This is a genomic window from Enterobacter sp. FW301-JW81 (assembly GCF_058788735.1).
Map to the genome: position 1 here is coordinate 1,265,670 of NZ_JBYTBA010000001.1, position 16,591 is coordinate 1,282,260.

Annotated in this window: 15 protein-coding genes; 6 read left to right on the plus strand and 9 right to left on the minus strand. The window is 58.6% G+C overall.

The window, feature by feature from the left end:
* Together AC3WOK_RS06010 and AC3WOK_RS06015 are read right to left on the minus strand one after the other, a co-directional pair.
* Positions 1-234 carry a YdcY family protein gene (locus tag AC3WOK_RS06010; RefSeq protein ID WP_063428333.1) on the minus strand — a complete coding sequence of 78 codons (234 nt, stop codon included), beginning with the start codon at positions 232-234 and terminating at the stop codon, positions 1-3.
* A 101-nt stretch (positions 235-335) separates the two neighbouring features.
* Positions 336-1,934 (minus strand): ABC transporter substrate-binding protein, encoded by a 1,599-nt coding sequence (locus AC3WOK_RS06015; RefSeq protein ID WP_492354167.1) that lies wholly within the window; start codon positions 1,932-1,934, stop codon positions 336-338.
* A 283-nt stretch (positions 1,935-2,217) separates the two neighbouring features.
* On the opposite strand from AC3WOK_RS06015, the gene AC3WOK_RS06020 reads away from it, so the two are divergent.
* Genes AC3WOK_RS06020 through AC3WOK_RS06030 form a run of 3 tightly spaced genes read left to right on the plus strand, consistent with a single transcriptional unit; the run spans position 2,218 to position 8,724 of the window.
* Positions 2,218-3,564: an SrfA family protein gene (locus AC3WOK_RS06020; RefSeq protein WP_492354168.1), complete on the plus strand. Its 1,347-nt coding sequence runs from the start codon at positions 2,218-2,220 to the stop codon at positions 3,562-3,564.
* A 4-nt stretch (positions 3,565-3,568) separates the two neighbouring features.
* Positions 3,569-6,550, plus strand: a complete 2,982-nt coding sequence (locus AC3WOK_RS06025) for a virulence factor SrfB (RefSeq protein WP_063428340.1) — start codon at positions 3,569-3,571, stop codon at positions 6,548-6,550.
* Positions 6,547-8,724 carry a virulence factor SrfC family protein gene (locus AC3WOK_RS06030; protein WP_492354169.1) on the plus strand — a complete coding sequence of 726 codons (2,178 nt, stop codon included), beginning with the start codon at positions 6,547-6,549 and terminating at the stop codon, positions 8,722-8,724. The genes AC3WOK_RS06025 and AC3WOK_RS06030 overlap by 4 nt, the downstream gene beginning before the upstream one ends.
* A 50-nt stretch (positions 8,725-8,774) precedes the next feature.
* On the opposite strand, the gene AC3WOK_RS06035 is transcribed toward AC3WOK_RS06030, so the two are convergent.
* Positions 8,775-9,557, minus strand: a complete 783-nt coding sequence (locus AC3WOK_RS06035) for an alpha/beta fold hydrolase (protein ID WP_492354170.1) — start codon at positions 9,555-9,557, stop codon at positions 8,775-8,777.
* An 86-nt stretch (positions 9,558-9,643) separates the two neighbouring features.
* Positions 9,644-9,817, minus strand: a complete 174-nt coding sequence (locus AC3WOK_RS06040) for a GhoT/OrtT family toxin (protein ID WP_003856960.1) — start codon at positions 9,815-9,817, stop codon at positions 9,644-9,646.
* Between the two features lie 244 nt (positions 9,818-10,061).
* Between AC3WOK_RS06040 and AC3WOK_RS06045 the strand changes: the two genes are divergently transcribed.
* From AC3WOK_RS06045 to AC3WOK_RS06055, 3 genes are read left to right on the plus strand one after another with little or no spacing between them, the layout of a single operon-like run.
* Entirely contained in the window at positions 10,062-10,388 is a 327-nt protein-coding gene (locus AC3WOK_RS06045) for a TehB family protein (RefSeq protein ID WP_063956740.1), read from the plus strand.
* A 27-nt stretch (positions 10,389-10,415) separates the two neighbouring features.
* A complete protein-coding gene (locus tag AC3WOK_RS06050; protein ID WP_063956553.1) occupies positions 10,416-10,769 on the plus strand; it encodes a TehB family protein in 354 nt (117 codons plus the stop codon).
* A gap of 4 nt (positions 10,770-10,773) precedes the next feature.
* Entirely contained in the window at positions 10,774-10,956 is a 183-nt protein-coding gene (locus AC3WOK_RS06055; RefSeq protein WP_047348342.1) for a DUF1869 domain-containing protein, read from the plus strand.
* A gap of 37 nt (positions 10,957-10,993) precedes the next feature.
* On the opposite strand, the gene patD is transcribed toward AC3WOK_RS06055, so the two are convergent.
* Genes patD through ydcS form a run of 5 tightly spaced genes read right to left on the minus strand, consistent with a single transcriptional unit; the run spans position 10,994 to position 16,360 of the window.
* Entirely contained in the window at positions 10,994-12,418 is a 1,425-nt protein-coding gene (gene patD, locus AC3WOK_RS06060) for an aminobutyraldehyde dehydrogenase (RefSeq protein ID WP_063428349.1), read from the minus strand.
* Positions 12,419-12,442: 24 nt separating this feature from the next.
* Positions 12,443-13,249, minus strand: a complete 807-nt coding sequence (locus AC3WOK_RS06065; protein WP_492354171.1) for an ABC transporter permease — start codon at positions 13,247-13,249, stop codon at positions 12,443-12,445.
* Entirely contained in the window at positions 13,239-14,177 is a 939-nt protein-coding gene (locus tag AC3WOK_RS06070) for an ABC transporter permease (protein ID WP_492354243.1), read from the minus strand. The genes AC3WOK_RS06065 and AC3WOK_RS06070 overlap by 11 nt, the downstream gene beginning before the upstream one ends.
* A gap of 7 nt (positions 14,178-14,184) precedes the next feature.
* Positions 14,185-15,198, minus strand: coding sequence for an ABC transporter ATP-binding protein (locus AC3WOK_RS06075; protein ID WP_063428401.1), 1,014 nt, complete (start codon positions 15,196-15,198; stop codon positions 14,185-14,187).
* Between the two features lie 16 nt (positions 15,199-15,214).
* Entirely contained in the window at positions 15,215-16,360 is a 1,146-nt protein-coding gene (gene ydcS / locus AC3WOK_RS06080; protein ID WP_492354172.1) for a putative ABC transporter substrate-binding protein YdcS, read from the minus strand.
* Positions 16,361-16,591: the final 231 nt, after the last annotated feature.

Genomic DNA, 16,591 nt, shown 5'->3' on the forward strand with positions numbered 1-16,591 from the left:
TTACAGAATGACGCCGCCCTTGGTGAGCTGTTCCTGGCGCGCCTCCTGCTCTTCCTTATGCTGCTTGCCGTGATGCGAAATCGCGGTACGCAGGCGCTGCTGCTGGACGTAGCGTTCATCGCGGCCCAGCTCAGCGTCATCGCTCAGTTCAATCAGCAGTTCATTCATGTGGGTGATGACGCTCTCTTCAATCGCGGCATCGACGCGGGCGATAACTTCGCTTAAATGTGACATTGTCACTCCTTTTCACGAGCCCGGTGGCGCTACGCTTACCGGGCCTACGGGTGCCAAATGTAGGCCGGGTAAGGCGTAGCCGCCACCCGGCAATAAAACGCTTAGTTCAGCTTCGCTTTCGAGAAGTCGCTGCCCATCAGGCTCACGCTGTATCCCGTCACGTTGCTGCGGGTCGCATAGAACGTTTTGCCGTTTGCCAGCGCAATCCACGGCGCCTGCTGGTAGAAAATCTCCTGCGCCTGGCCGTAGAGTTTCGCACGCTCGGCCAGGTTGCTGGTCAGCTTCGCTTTTTGCACCAGACCATCATACCCCTTATCGCACCAGCGCGCGGCGTTTGAACCGGTTTTGATGCTGTTGCAGCCCAGCAGAACGTCGGCAAAGTTGTCCGGATCGCCGTTATCGGACATCCAGCCAAACAGCGCGGAGTCATGTTCGCCTTTGCGCATTCCGGAGAGGTATTCGCCCCACTCGTAGGAGACGATTTTGGCCTTCACGCCGACTTTGGCCCAGTCGCTCTGGATCATCTCCGCGATACGGCGCGAGTTAGGGTTGTACGGACGCTGAACCGGCATTGACCACAGCGTGACTTCCGCGCCCTTCTCCAGCCCGGCCTGCTTCAGCAGCGCTTTCGCTTTTTCAGGATCGTAGCTGTAGTCCTTCAGGTCTTTATTAAAGCCCAGCATGTTTGGCGGGATCGGCGATTTTGCCACCGTGCCCGATCCCATAAAGACCGCGTTAACGATAGCTTTCTTGTCGGTCGCGTAGTTCAGCGCCTGACGCACCAGCACGTTATCAAACGGTTTTTTCTCGGTGTTGAACGCCAGGTAGCCGACGTTCAGCGCATCGACGGCGTGCAGCGTCAGGTCCTTGTTGTTCTTGATAACATCGAACTGCACCGGGGACGGCGCAGGAACGATCTGGCACTCGTTGGTCTGCAGCTTCGCCAGACGGGTTTCCACGTTTGGCGTAATGGAGAAGATGAGATGCTTCGTTGGAACCTCGCCGTCCCAGTAGTTCGGGTTAGCAACATAGCGGATCAGCGAATCCACCTTGTACTGCTGGAGGACATAAGGCCCGGTCCCAATCGGCCAGGTGTCAACGTACTCAGGCGTGCCTTTTTTCAGCATCGCGTCGGCGTATTCAGCGGAAAGAATAGAGGCGAAATCCATCCCCCAGTCGGCCAGGAACGCGGCATTAGGCTCGCTGAGGGTAAACTGAACGTGGTAATCGTCGACCTTTTTAACGTCCTGGATCAGCTTATCGAGACCCACATCGTTGAAGTATTCGTAGTTGCCCTGCGACACGTTGTGGTACGGGTGCTTAGGGTCTTTCTGACGCATGACCGAGAAAATAACGTCATCGGCGTTAAAGTCGCGCGTTGGTTTGAAGTATTTATTGCTGTTGAACTTCACCCCTTTGCGCAGGGTAAAGGTGTAGGTCTTGCCGTCCGGTGAAATCGTCCAGGATTCTGCCAGCGACGGAACCGGGGTATTTTTCACCGGGTCGAAATTGATCAGGCGGTTATACAGCACCTGAGAGCTGGCCACAAAAGACGGACCAGAGCTGGCAATTTGCGGGTTGAACGACTCGGGGGACGCTTCAGAACAGTAAATAAGGGTGTCGTTGTTTGCCGCCCACGCGGCACCGGCTGGTAAAAAAGCGCTCAGCGCAAGGGCGAGCAGTGTTTTCCCTGTAGACATGGTTATAACCCTGACAGTTTTATTATATAGGACAGTAATAACAGCACAGGCGTTATGACCTGGCAAATAACGAAACACTATCAGGTTATTCTAAAGCCGCGTTTTTCGCTGGTTTTACAGCCAGCGCCCAAAAAAATGATTTGCCTTAAGTGCCATTATTCGTCAAGCACAACCGTCACTTTCTATGCCGCAAGAAATCGGCCCTTTTGGCGTCTCTTCCTCCGTTTGTTTGCTTCGTCGTTTCGTTAAAGTAACGGTGTGAAGAAGTATATGGGATCAAATCGTGGCAAAAACTCTTTTACGCAGCGGTAACCTGGATGATTTTCAGGCCGTTGGCGGCGGCGGACAAGCCGTTTTTGAATCAGCGTTACAAATCCGGGAAGCGCTCCGGTTGCGCAAACAACAGGCCATCGTCGACTGTCTGGCTATTCCTCAGGTCAACGACAGTGGCGATCGCGTGGACTGGTACTCCCCTGTCGAAGGGAGCGTGACCAGCTGGAAAGCGGCCGATGAAGATGACCGCTACCGCGCCCTGCGCTATCTGGAAAACACGCTTGCCAGCGTCGAGTCGTTAAGCAAGAAATGCCTCCAGTCGCCCAAAACCGCGCAGCAGCTTTTTGGCTCTCTGCTGTCGAAGGCGTTCCAGTTCCCGGGGGAAAATTTCCTGTTCCTGGTGGACGGAAAGCCGGTCATCAGCTTCTGGGGGTTTGTAAACCTGAATGAAAATGCGCGCGACGATGTCCTCGACTGCCTGCGTGAATCGCTGATCCCTGAGCCTGCCCCCGTTGTCATTGAAGATCCTGAACCCGAGCCAGAACCCGAACCGGTGATGACCTTTGAGCACGCTGACGAACCGCTGATCGCCCCTTCCACGGTGGTGCGCATTACGCCAGAGGAGCTGTATGAACCCGAGCCAGCTCCGGCTGTTGCGCAACCCGTTCAGGAACCGGCCCCGGCAATTGTCGCGGAAAAGCGCCGTATCCCCCTGTGGACGCTGCCGGTTGCCGCCGTGATTGTTGCCGCCATCGCCGCGCCGCTGCTGTGGCCAAAACAGGCGCCTTCCGCCGAGCCCGCGCCCGCGCCCGCCCCTCAGCCCGTAGAGATTGCGCCAAAGCCGATTAAGGCGGTTGAGCCGCTGGCCATGAACTTACCGCTGCATCAGGCTGAAGTCGTGGCGAGCAAAGAAAAAGAACCGGCTCCAGTTCCTGCGCCACAGCCCGCTCCGGTGGTGATTGTCGCCATCCCGAAAGATGCCATGGTGATGGAAGCGAACCAGGTGAAAGCCGGATCCACGCGTTTCCTGAACGGAACCTGGCGCGCCATGCTCGATGTGAAAGATCCGGTGACCGGCAAGCCGCCGTCGCTGCGCTATCAGATCCAGAACAATAAAGGCTTCGCCCGCGTTGTCCACGGCGATAACGTTGTCTGCCGCGCGGAAGTGTTCTCCGGGCTGCACAGCAACGGCGAGCTGATGATTAAGAGTCGCGGTCATGCCCGCTGCACCGACGGTTCCCGCTACCCGATGCCGGAGGTTGCCTGTAAAGCCGGCGCCAGCGATATCGCAGAATGTCGCGCCCGTTATGACGCAAATACCGTCGTCCCTCTGACGTTCAAGAAAGCAGGTGCCTGATCCTATGCTGGTAAATCTTTGCGACTATAAACAAAGCGTCACGCTTATCGCTAACAGCGGCGTGCAGTTCCTTGATTTCGGCCTGACGCCGCAGGACACCGCCAGCCACGGGCGCTTCGTACGTAAAACCGCGAACGGCCCGCTTTTGCGACTCGATTTCGACCTGGTCAACGGGCGCTACACCCTGCCGGGAACGAACGGCGGGCAGCCTGAAGTGGTCAAACCGGAAACCACTATCCCGCTGCATCAGTCGCTGGCGGTGCTCGATGGCGTCTGGCTTCCGGTTCCGTTCCTGCGCTTCAACCCGCCGCGGACCTTTGTTGAAGGGCCGGATAACTGGGCCCGCGTCCAGGTGCGCAAGCTGGATACCCCCGACACGGCTGGCAATACGCACCGCGTGACCCTCGCGCTTGACAGCCAGATTGCCGAACATGCCACGTCCGCTCTGTCCCCGGTCGAAAACGATATTCTGAACGGCACCCGCTTCGCGCTGGCCTGGCGAGACAATGAGGTTGAAAGCTTCCTCGACCAGACCTGGATTGATGGCTGGCTGCGCGAGGCCTTTACCCAGTACGCCGACGGCGTTGAGAACCGCTCGGAACGCGATCTCCAGCAGGCGATGCGCGGTTTTGAGTATCAGGCCCACTGGCTCAACGTGCTGACCATGCTCGGCGAGCAGCTCACCGTGCCGGAAGTGAAATTTGTTACCCATACGCTCAGCACGCCTGCCATTCCGGTCGACCTGATCCTCGACGTGGGCAATACCCACACCTGCGGCGTCATTATCGAAGACCACGGCGATGCGAACGATGGGCTGCGCCAGACCGCCGAGCTGCAGGTGCGCTCGTTAAGCGAGCCGCAGTTCCTGAACGAGCCACTGTTCACCAGCCGCCTCGAGTTTTCCGAAGCGCGTTTTGGCAAGCAGCACTTCTCGGTTGAAAGTGGTCGCGAAGATGCGTTTGTCTGGCCGTCGATTGTCCGCGTCGGCGATGAAGCCCGCAAGCTGGCGATGCAGCGTCTGGGTACCGAAGGCAACAGCGGCATCTCCAGCCCGCGTCGCTACCTGTGGGATGAAACGCCGGTGGTGCAGGACTGGCGCTTTAGCCAGATGAACAGCAAAACCCAGCGTGAGCCGCTTGCCACCGCGTTTCCGCTGATGAACCTGATGAACGATGACGGAGAGCCGCTCTTCACGCTGCCGCAGGACGAGCGGCTGCCGGTCTTCTCGCCGCAGTACAGCCGCAGCACGCTGATGACGCACATGCTGTGCGAGCTGCTGGCTCAGGCTCTGGGGCAGATCAACAGCGTCGCCACGCGCCTGCGTCTGGGCTTCCCGGCGTCTCCACGCCAGCTGCGCACCCTGATCCTGACGCTGCCCTCCGCCATGCCCAAGCAGGAGCGCGAGATTTTCCGTCGCCGCATGTTCGAAGCCATCGCTATCGTCTGGAAAGCGATGGGCTGGCACCCGCAGGATGAGGATTTTGTCACCCGCAAACAGCAGGATAAGAGCGTGGTGCCGGTGCCTGAAATTCAGATGGAGTGGGATGAAGCCAGCTGCGGCCAGCTGGTCTGGCTGTATAACGAAGCAATCTCTCGTTTTGGCGGCCAGACGGAAGCCTTCTTCGCCTCCCTTGCCCGTCCGGACCGCGCCCCTGAGCCGGGTATTCAGCCGGGTCGCGCATTGCGCGTTGCCTCCATCGACATCGGCGGCGGCACAACGGATATGGCGATCACCCACTATCAGCTGGACGACGGCTCCGGCAATAACGTCAAAATTACCCCGCAGCTGCTGTTCCGCGAAGGCTTTAAGGTGGCGGGCGACGACACGCTTCTCGACGTGATCCAACGCTACGTGCTGCCCGCCCTGCAAACGCAGCTGCAGAAATCCGGTATTGCGGACGCCTCGCTGCTGATGGCTTCACTGTTCGGCGACTCCGGGCGCATTGATACCCAGGCCGTACTCCGCCAGCAAACGGCACTTCAGCTCTTTATGCCGATTGGCCATGCCATTCTTGCCGCATGGGAGTCGAGCGACGTTGACGATCCGCTGGCCGGTCTGCATGCCACCTTTGGCGATCTCCTGGCGCAGAAACCGACCCGCAACGTAATGAATTACCTGCAGCAGGCGATCGATCATGCCCTGCCTGCGGGTTCAGACGCTTTTGACCTCTTCGCCGTGCCGCTGCACGTCAATTTCCGCGAAATGCAGGATGCGATGCTGGCCGGGCAGTTTACGCTGGCCTCACCGCTCCACGCGGTGTGTGAGGCAATTTCGCATTACAGCTGCGATATTCTGCTGATCACCGGTCGCCCTGGCTGCCTGCCCGGCGTTCAGGCGCTCATTCGCCATCTGCAGCCAGTGCCGGTCAACCGCATCGTCTGGCTGGATAAATACCAGGTGCACGAGTGGTATCCGTTCAGCCAGCAGGGGCGCATTGGCAACCCGAAATCGACGGCCGCCGTGGGGGCCATGCTCTGCAGCCTGGCGCTCGACCTGCGCCTGCCGCGCTTCAACTTTAAAGCCGCGGACATTGGCGCGTATTCAACCGTGCGCTATCTGGGCGTGCTGGATAACACCGTCAACACCCTGCGCGAGGAAAACGTCTGGTATCAGGATATCGATCTCGATAAGCCGGGCGCGAAGCTCGACGCACGTCTGCACTTCCCGCTGCGCGGTAACGTCACCCTCGGCTTCCGCCAGCTGGCGAACGCGCGCTGGCCCGCCACGCCGCTCTACACGCTCAGCATTAACTCGGCTGAACTGGCGAAAGCGATTGCCGGCGACGGCGTGCTGAACGTGCGACTCAAGCTCTGCGGCGGCAGCAAGCAGGAGGGTCCGGAGGCCTTCGAGCTGAGCGATGCCTGGCTGCAGGACGGCACGCCGGTGGCACCTGACGCATTAACCTTCAAACTGAATACTCTGGCCGATCGCCGACACAGCGGCAGCCACTACTGGATCGACAGCGGGAGCGTATACCTGAAATGACAGCGACGACGACCACCACTCAGGCCTTAATCGGGTGGATTAATGAGACGCGGCTGAACGCCCCTGTGCTGGATAACGATGCCGACGCCCTGCTTGCCCGCATCAACGCGGCGCAGGCGCGGGAGCAGGCCATTGAACGCGCCATGACGCGCCAGAGCAGCATCGGGCTTTACGGCCATTCGCAGAGTGCGAAAGCGCACCTGCTGTTGTCTCTGTGCGGCAGCGGCAATGGACGCCTGAACGTGACGCCGGGTCAGCGCACCTTTGACTATTTTTCGCATATCAATCCGGGTCATGCCCTGACCAATATGGCCGTCCGCTTCACCCGGGAAACCCCGGCGGTATCCGATGAGGCGTTCCCGCTGCGCCTGAGTCTGGTCACCGAGGCCGAGCTGGTACAGCTGTTTATTGCCCGCACGACGCTGCATCCGCAGATGCGCGCGGTGGATAAGGCGGTCATTGAGACGCGTCTGGAAAAATGGCGCGGCCTGCGCCAGCCGCAGGGCGTACCCGGCATCACGGCTCAGGAAGTGGGCGCGATTGCCCGCTTCTGGCAGAGCACGGTGCCCGCCGCCAAACAGCAAATTGACGATGCCCTGTGGCATGCGTTTGCACAGCTGGTGCCTTCGCTCGATCTCAGCACCCGGGCCAGCGTCTGGTCGCTGCTGTGGGGCGAGCAGCAGGAGCTGACCCAGCAGTGGTTAAACCTGGCTCACGTGCTGCATCAGACCAGCCACGCGAGCGAGCTTGCCGCCCCGCTCAGCCTGCTGGTGGACAGCTTTGGTCTGCCGGGTGAAGGGTTCCTGACGCACGACGGCACGCCGGCCCTTCAGGATGCGCAGGAGACGCTGCTTCATCCGCTGAATAACGGTGAGATGCTCAACGCCATCAGCGTTCCCGTCGATGTGCTTGCCTTCCTGACCCGCGAGCTGGTGCTGCCGGTTGAGAACGGCGCGCTGGATAACGTCGATATCGTTGATATCCCGGTTTTCGAAGATAACCGTGCCGACCCGCTGCGCCAGGCAAAATCCCAGTGGCTGCTCGAGCACTACCGTCAACAGCTGCAGCCGGATGTGCTGGTCATTTGCAATGCGACGGCGCACCACGAACAGACGGCCAAAAAAGCAAAAGTGTTGATGAACTGGGTCAAAGAGACGCAGCCCGCTGAAGACTCTGCCCTGCCGGGCCTGGTATGGGCCATTACCCCGCACGACGCTCGCTTTACCACCCGGCAGAATCTTGATGAAGCCGTACAGCATCTGCTCGGGAAACCGGGCTTACGCTGGGGCACGCTGCAGGCGCTGGACAGCCACAGCATGCAGCGCGTCATCGAGTGGCTGTCTCAGGCCACGCTGCCCGCGCAGCGACAAAAGCGTCTCAGCACGCTGAAAAACGCGCTGCGCCAGGAGCTCTCGTCGCTGATGCAAAGCTACCTGACTCCGCTGGTTGAAGAGCCCGGTACCCGACGCGCTCAGGCAGAAAACATGGTGCGCACGCTGCAAAGCAGCGCCGCCCGCCACGGCGAGCTGCTTGATGGCCTGCTGCCGCCGCTAAAAGCCTTTGAAACGCTGCTGGCCGTTCAGCAGCCGCGCGAGGAGCAGGTTAACGGGCTGTTTACGGATAGCATTGACCTGTTTGCCGATAGCGCCCAGGAAAGCGCCGGACTGCTCCAGACAAAAGACAAAGCGCGTCTGGCGCACAGGGTGTGGATTAATCATCTGCGTCAGTGGAGCCGCAATGAGGCCACGGCCGCCCGTCTTGGGCTGGAACCCGCGGTGTTACAGCAAATCGCGGATGTTCTGGTTATCACCAGCTACCGGCTGGATCTGCCTCAGCAGCTTCAGCGTATTGTCGAAGCGGACAAAAGCAGCGCTGCGCAGCTGCATGCCGTAATGGGTAACTTCATTGGCTGGCTGGGTTACGACCAGACGCCCGCGGCGACGCGTCCGGCAAGCCGCATCCGCAAGGGTCAGGCAATCTTCATTACGCCAGTGGTCAGCAGCGCTGAGCCCCGCCTGACGCGCCTGGGGGAACAGCCCGTGCATGCGGCTACCGCGTACGTTTACGACTGGCTGGTTGCGCTCTATAGCCGCGCGATAGAGAACATTGATTACCAGCACCCGCATGATGTCCAGCCTGGTGCGCGTCAGGCGTTGCACGCGTTATTGCGCTGATTAGCAATATAGCCGCCTTTTCTTGCCGGGTGGCGCTGCGCTTACCCGGCCTACATTCTGATTTTTTGGCCCGCAGCAGTGCGGGCCATACAGTCCGCTAGCGTCTGCGCCAGCGCTGAGGGGTTTTCCCACGACATTGAGTGCCCCGCCGCAGGGATAATTTTCACCGCAACGCCCTTCTGCTTCAGATTATCCACGTCGTCATCAGGGAGCGACAGCTCGCCGAAAATCAACGTCACCGGGCACGGGAGTGACAGGAATTGCGCCTCCCAGTCTGGCTCAACGCCTTCCACCAGGCTCGATGCACCGCGCCAGACTGCATAAGGGGCATTGCTCTGCAGGCACCCCGCCCACGCCGTGGTTTCTGCCCGCAGCATGGCGTCATAGCCCTGATCCAGAAACTGTTGCTCGGTTTGTGCCGCAATAGACCGGCTGAACATGCCCCCGCCCGCGTGAAAATTAGGTTCTGACACCATCAGTCCCTTAACGCGGGTGCCCAGCAGCCCCGCCGTTTCGATAGCAATACTGCCGCCCATGCTGTGACCATAAAGCCATAAGGCATCAAGCTTGAGATGGTTAATCAGCTCCACGACGACACGGGCCTGGTCAGTTGTTCGGTAGGAGTAGTGCAGAGGTTTGTCGCTGTAACCACTGCCGGGCAGATCGATGAGAATGGCTCTGCGCGCGCCAAAAAAAGGGTCACAAACGACACGGGGATATTCATAGGAAGCGGCGCAGCCCAGCCCGTGAATGAACACCACGGGATCGCCTGTGCCAGGCAAATCATGCCAGCGCACGGTGCAGCCGGCCTGCTGCGAGTAAAAACTGTTCATAAGCACTCCTTTTATGACTCACTGTGTATTTATACAGTCATCACATCCGGAATGCTACGTTCATCTTTTATAACGGGAAGCATGCTTCAGAAAAGCGAGATCAGCAGCGCAACGGGAAAGCTCATTGGCCAGGTTGATCCCACCAGAAAAGCGCTGAGCAGGCGGATACGTTTGCGGTCTTTGGAGAGGAACCAGGTAATTAATGCGCAGATGGAAGCCATGATTGCGTAAAAAACCAACATCTTTTGATACAACGTCATTCTTGATACCAGAGCCGAAAAAATAACCGCACGCAATATGCGTCATATGTTGATACAGATCAAGTTTTTTCGTTACACGATAACCACTTAAATATTAAGGCTAATAACAACTGAGTATTCTGCGTAACAAGCCGGGAGAGTGAACAATAACCTTTATTGATAACATGTATATTAAATGCACTTTTTGATAAATTTTGAATTCTGAAAAGGCGTCTAATAAAGGCAGACATTCATGGGAGGCAATATGCTGCGCATTCCGCCGAGTTGTATTCATACCCGCTCCACCCCTTTCTGGAATAAAAACACCGCGCCTGCCGGGATCTTTCAGCGTCATCTCGACACGGGTACCCGTCCGGGCGTCTATCCTCGCCTGACCGTGATGCAGGGTGCCGTACGTTACTTAGGCTATGCCGATGAATTGACTCCCGAGCCTGACAGCACATTGATTATAAAGGCTGGCCACTTCGGCGTTTTTCCGCCTGAGAAATGGCACCACATCGAAGTGATGTCCGATGACACGCTGTTCAACATCGACTTTTTCGTCGAACCCGAGGTACTGAGGTCGCTTTAAGTGGCTTGCACTTACGAGGAAACCATTATGCTACGTATTCCTGAGAATTTTGTTCATACCCGCTCCACGCCATTCTGGAACAAAGACACGGCACCAAAAGCCCTTTTCACCCATCATAATACGAAAGCCAGCGTCTACGGCCGTTTGTCCGTGATGCAGGGCGCCGTGCGCTATTTTGGCTTCCCGGATGCAGACGCGACAGAATCTGATCTGGAGCTGGTGATAGAAGCCGGATCGTTTGGCATCTCACCGCCGCAAAAATGGCACCGCATTGAGTTGTTGACCGACGATACGTATTTCAATATCGACTTTTTTGCCGACCCTGAGGTTACGCTTCAGGGCGCAGGTATCGGAAAAGTGGTTAATACACATAAGGAGTAACAGCGTGGGTAAAGCAACGTACACCGTGACCGTGACCAACAACAGCAACGGCGTCTCGGTGGACTATGAAACAGACGCCCCAATGGAGTTGCTCATTCCGGACGTCGCCGCAGACGTGGTGAAGGATCTGGTGAATACCGTTCGCGCTTACGACACGGAAAATGAGCACGAGGTTTGTGGCTGGTAAGAAAACGCCCGGCGATACTGGCCGCCGGGCATGATTATTAGTGTTTTATCATCACATGCCGGACAACCGTATAATCCTCGAGCCCGTATACCGACATATCCTTTCCGTAGCCGGATAATTTCATGCCGCCGTGCGGCATTTCGCTCACCAGCATAAAATGAGTATTCACCCAGGTGCAGCCGTACTGCAGGCGCGCGCTCAGACGATGGGCGCGGCCCACGTCTTTCGTCCAGACCGACGACGCCAGCCCGTACTGTGAATCGTTCGCCCAGGCCAGCACCTGCGCCTCGTCGTCAAACTCGGTGACGCTCACCACCGGGCCAAACACCTCGCGCTGAACGATGGCATCATCCTGCTTTGCTCCCGCCAGCAGGGTTGGCTGGAAGTAGTAGCCCGCCCCCTCTTTTTTGCTCCCGCCCGTGACGACCCGAACATGGCCGAGTGCTTTCGCCTGGTCGACAGCCTGACAGACGCGTGAAAGATGGGCCGCCGAGCTGAGCGGTCCCAGTTCGGTATTCCCATCCTCCGGGGCGCCCATTTTGAGGCTGGCTACCGCTGCGCCCAGTTTTTCCACCAGTTGGGCATAAATTCCCTTCTGGGCATAAACACGGCAGGCCGCCGTACAGTCCTGCCCGGCATTGTAGAAACCAAACGTCCTCACGCCTTCGACAACCGCATCCAGGTCGGCATCATCAAACACGATAACCGGCGCTTTTCCGCCCAGCTCCATGTGGGTGCGTTTAATGGAGGACGCCGTATGGCCGATGATATGTTCCCCGGTCGCAATCGAACCGGTCAGCGAGACCATGCGGACCTTTTCATGCCCGGTCAGCGGATCGCCTACCGTCTTACCGCGACCGAACAGCACGTTAAGCACGCCCGCCGGGAAGATATCCTTTGCCAGCTCCGCCAGCTTCAGCGCCGTCAGCGGCGTAATTTCGGAGGGTTTGATCACCACGCAGTTTCCGGCGGCCAGCGCGGGTGCGAGCTTCCACGCGGCCATCATCAGCGGGTAGTTCCACGGCGCGATAGAAGCAACCACGCCCACCGGATCACGGCGGATCATTGACGTGTGGCCATCAAGATACTCTCCGGCGGCCAGCCCGTTCAGGCAGCGGGCTGCCCCGGCAAAGAAGCGGAAAACATCGACCACCGCCGGAATTTCGTCCCCGAGGGCGCAGTGCAGCGGCTTGCCGCAGTTGAGAGACTCAAGCCGGGCAAACTCTTCACCCTGCGCCTCGATGGCGTCAGCCAGCTTCAGCAGGCACTCAGCGCGCGCTTTGGGCGTGGTCTGCCCCCAGTCGGTAAAAGCCTGGTCAGCGGCCTCAACCGCCGCGTTGACCTGGGCCAGCGAGGCTTCGGCAATTTCCAGCAGTACCTCTCCGGTGGCCGGATTATAAACCGGCTGTTTCTCGCCTTCTCCGGCAACCAGTTCACCCTTAATCAGCAGATGTGTTTGCATAGCATTGTCCTGTTGAAATCAATGTTATTTCCCGCTGCCGGCAATGTTCTCGCCGTCGCGGGTTAGCCACCAGGCTCCCAGAATGGGGATGGTTGTCACCAGCATCACCAGCAGTGCAACGACGTTAGTGACCGGTACGTCGCGCGGACGCCCGAGCTGGTTAAGCAGCCACAGCGGTAACGTGCGCTCGTGTCCCGCCGTAAACGTTGTGACGATTATTTCGTCAAACGACAGGGCAAACGCCAGCATTCCCCCGGCCAGCAGCGCTGAACCCAGATTGGGCAGCACGACGTAGCGGAAGGTTTGCCACCCGTCGGCCCCGAGATCCATCGACGCTTCCACCAGGCTCCAGGAGGTGCGTCTGAACCGGGCAATCACGTTGTTAAACACCACCACCACGCAAAAGGTGGCGTGTCCCACCACGATGGTGAAAAAGCCCGGCTCAAGGTTGATGGTTTTGAATGCGGTCAGCAGCGCCAGGCCGGTGATGATCCCCGGTAACGCAATCGGCAACAGCAGCAGCAGTGAGACCGCATTCTTGCCAAAAAACTCGCTTCGCCACAGCGCCGCTGCAGCAAGCGTGCCAAGCACAAGGGCTATCGCGGTGGAAAGCGCGGCAATTTGAAGTGACAACGTCACGGATTCGATAATATCGCCACGCCCCGCCGCCACGCTAAACCACTTCAGCGTCAGCCCCTGCGGCGGAAAGCTGAAGGCGGCGTCTTCGGTGTTAAAGGCATAGGTTGCGATAATCAGCAGCGGGAAGTGCAGGAAGATAACCCCTCCCCATGCTGCCACTTTCAGGAACAGCGGTGCGCGTTCAGAGTGCATCGAATGCTCCCAGACGCTTCACGAACGCCAGATAGAGAGAAATCAGCACGATGGGAACCAGTGTGAACGCGGCGGCCATCGGCATATTGCCGATAGCCCCCTGTTGGGAATAGACCATATTGCCGATGAAGTAGCCCGGCGGCCCCACCAGCTGGGGAACTATGAAATCCCCCAGCGTCAGGGAAAAGGTGAATATCGAGCCCGCCGCAACACCCGGGATCGCCAGCGGCAGAACGACGTAGCGAAAGGTCTGTCGGGGTCGTGCGCCGAGGTCGGCTGAGGCCTGCAGTAAAGAAGCCGGCAGGCGTTCCAGCGCCGCCTGGACGGGCAGAATCATAAACGGCAGCCAGATGTAGACGAAGACCAGAAACCGCCCCAGCCCGGAGGTGGACAAGGTGTTGCCGCCAATCGCCGGGAGCGTAAGGAGCGAGGTCAGGATCGGCTCCAGCCCCATGTGGCTGAGAAACCATTGCGCCACGCCGTCCTTCGCCAGCAGCAGCGTCCAGGCATAGGCTTTGACGATGTAGCTCGCCCACATCGGCAGCATCACGGCGATATAGAAGAACGCTTTCCACTTGCCGCGGGTGTATCGCGCCATGTACCAGGCCATCGGGAACGCCAGGATGGCGCTGGCGATGGTCACCGCAATCGCCATGGTTAACGTGCGCAGGATGATGTCGTAGTTTGCCGGGTTAAAGAGCGCCTGAATGTTCGCCAGGGTCAGGTCCGGCGTGACCGCCATGGTGAAATCGTCAAAGGTGTAAAACCCCTGCCACAGCAGGGTCAGCAGCGATCCTAAATAGACGATGCCGAACCACATCAGCGGTGCAAGCAGAAGCAGGAACAGCCCGAGCGACGGCCTACGCCAGAGTAGTGCCGTCAGGCGGCTCAGGCCGCTGCGAGAGGCGGGAGGATGCGCAACGCTCATATCCATTTCACCTCTCCTCGTGAAGGCGGATCATCGCCTCGCGCGACCATGACGCCATAACGACCTGCCCCGGCGTAACGCCGCTCAGCGGCGAGGCGTCACTGAGGTTGGCCTGGCTCACCAGCAGTTTTGCGCCGTCAGCAAGTTTCAGCTCCAGACGCGTGGCGGCGCCCTGGTACTGAACGGCCTGCACGCATCCCTGAACCTGAACGTCACCGCTCTCGTTAAGGCGAATATGTTCCGGGCGCAGCGAATAAGCGCCTTCCATGCCGCACAGTTTCTGCGCAAGGGCCGCGTCAAAAACGTTGGACGTGCCGACAAAACCGGCGACAAACGGCGTGCGCGGCCGCATGTAGAGATCGCGCGGGGTATCCACCTGCTCGATGCGTCCGTTATTGAATACCGCCACCCGGTCGGACATGGAAAGGGCTTCCCCCTGGTCGTGGGTGACGAAAATAAAGGTGATGCCGAGTTCCTGCTGAAGTTTCTTCAGCTCGAACTGCATCTGCTCACGCAGTTTGAGATCGAGCGCCCCTAAGGGCTCGTCCAGCAGCAAGACGCGCGGCTCATTGACCAGCGCCCGGGCGATGGCGACGCGCTGGCGCTGGCCGCCGGAAAGTTGCGACGGTTTGCGGGCGACGGCAAAACTCAGGCCCACTTTTTCCAGGGCGTCACGGGCCTGCGCATGGCGCTTTTTCTTATCGATGCCTTTTACCATCAGCCCGTAGGCGACGTTATCGAGGATCGACATATGAGGAAATAGCGCGTAGTCCTGGAACACGGTGTTTACGTCCCGCTCCCAGGGCGGCAGTTCGCTCGCCTCTTTGCCGAAGATAGAAATCGTGCCGCCTGACAGCTGTTCAAAACCGGCGATCAGGCGCAGGCAGGTGGTTTTGCCGGAGCCCGAAGGCCCCAGCATGGAGAAAAACTCTCCGTCACGGATCGCAATGGTGACCCCGTCCACCGCCCGCACGTCGCCGTACAGGCGGGAAACATTATTAAACTCTACCGCGTACGTCATGTTCTGCTCCCGGCGATTAACGGCCACCCATGATGGCGATGTAATCCTGCGTCCAGCGGCTGTAAGGCACAAATTTGCCGCCTTCTGCGATAGGGGTTTTCCAGAACATGATTTTGTCGAACTCGTTATAGCCGTTTGTTTCGCAACCTTTATCCCCCAGCAGCGTGCTGGCCTTACACCCTTCCGGGACGACGGGCAGCGAGCCAAACCAGGCGGCCAGATCGCCCTGCACTTTTGGCGTGAGCGACCAGTTCATCCACTTGTAGGCGCACATCGGGTGTTTTGCCTGAGCGTGCAGCATGGTGGTGTCCGCCCAGCCGGTTACTCCCTCTTTCGGGAAGACGGTGGCTACGGGCTGGTTTTCGGCCTTCAGGGCATTTGCCTGATACGGCCAGGCGCTGGAAGCCACAACGCCTTCATTTTTGAAGTCGCTCATCTGAACGGTGGTGTCGTGCCAGTAGCGGTGGATCAGGGCATGCTGATCGCGAAGCACCTTGAGCACGGCCGCATACTGTTCTTCAGTGAGCTGATACGGGTCTTTGATCCCCAGCTGAGGTTGAGTGGCTTTGACAAAGAGCGCCGCATCGGCGATGTAAATCGGGCCGTCATAGGCCTGAACGCGTCCCTGATTGGTTTTACCGTCCGGCAGATCCTGTTTGGTAAAGACCACGCTCCAGCTGTCCGGCGGCGTCGGGAAGGTTTTGGTGTTGTACATCAGCAGGTTTGGCCCCCACTGGTACGGCGTGCCGTAGACTTTACCGCCGACGTTAAACCATTCTCCTTTCACCATCCGTGCATCGAGGGTTTTCCAGTTGGGGATGAGATCGGGGTTAATCGGCTGAACGCGTTTACCCATGATCAGGCGGAGCGACGCATCACCCGACGCGGTGACCAGGTCGTATCCCCCTTTCGCCATCAGGCTGACCATTTCATCCGACGTGGCCGCCGTTTTGACGTTGACCGCGCAACCGGTCTCTTTTTCAAACTGGGTGACCCAGTCATAGTTTTTATCCGTCTGCCCCCGTTCGATGTATCCCGGCCAGGCAATAATATCCAGCCGTCCTTCCCCGTCGCCAATGGCCTTCGGCGGTTCTGCGGCTTGCGATGTCATGATAGTCATGCCGAGCGCGCACAGGCTGCTGCGGGCAAATTTTTTGCTCATAAGAATTACTCCTGTCGCAATGAAATTTAGCGGCAGCCGTGCCGTAAAAATATCTCCCTTATTAAACGTAGACCGCGCAAATGCGCCGCACCGTGCGGCTTAAGGAAATTTCATCAAGGTGTGACCGAGGGCGCATTCCCCGTTAACTGGATTATAGACAAGGAGTTAGCCGCGAGAGACGGTATGCAGATTTCCTATGATACGGCACCGCGAAATATTCGCCGTGCCGTC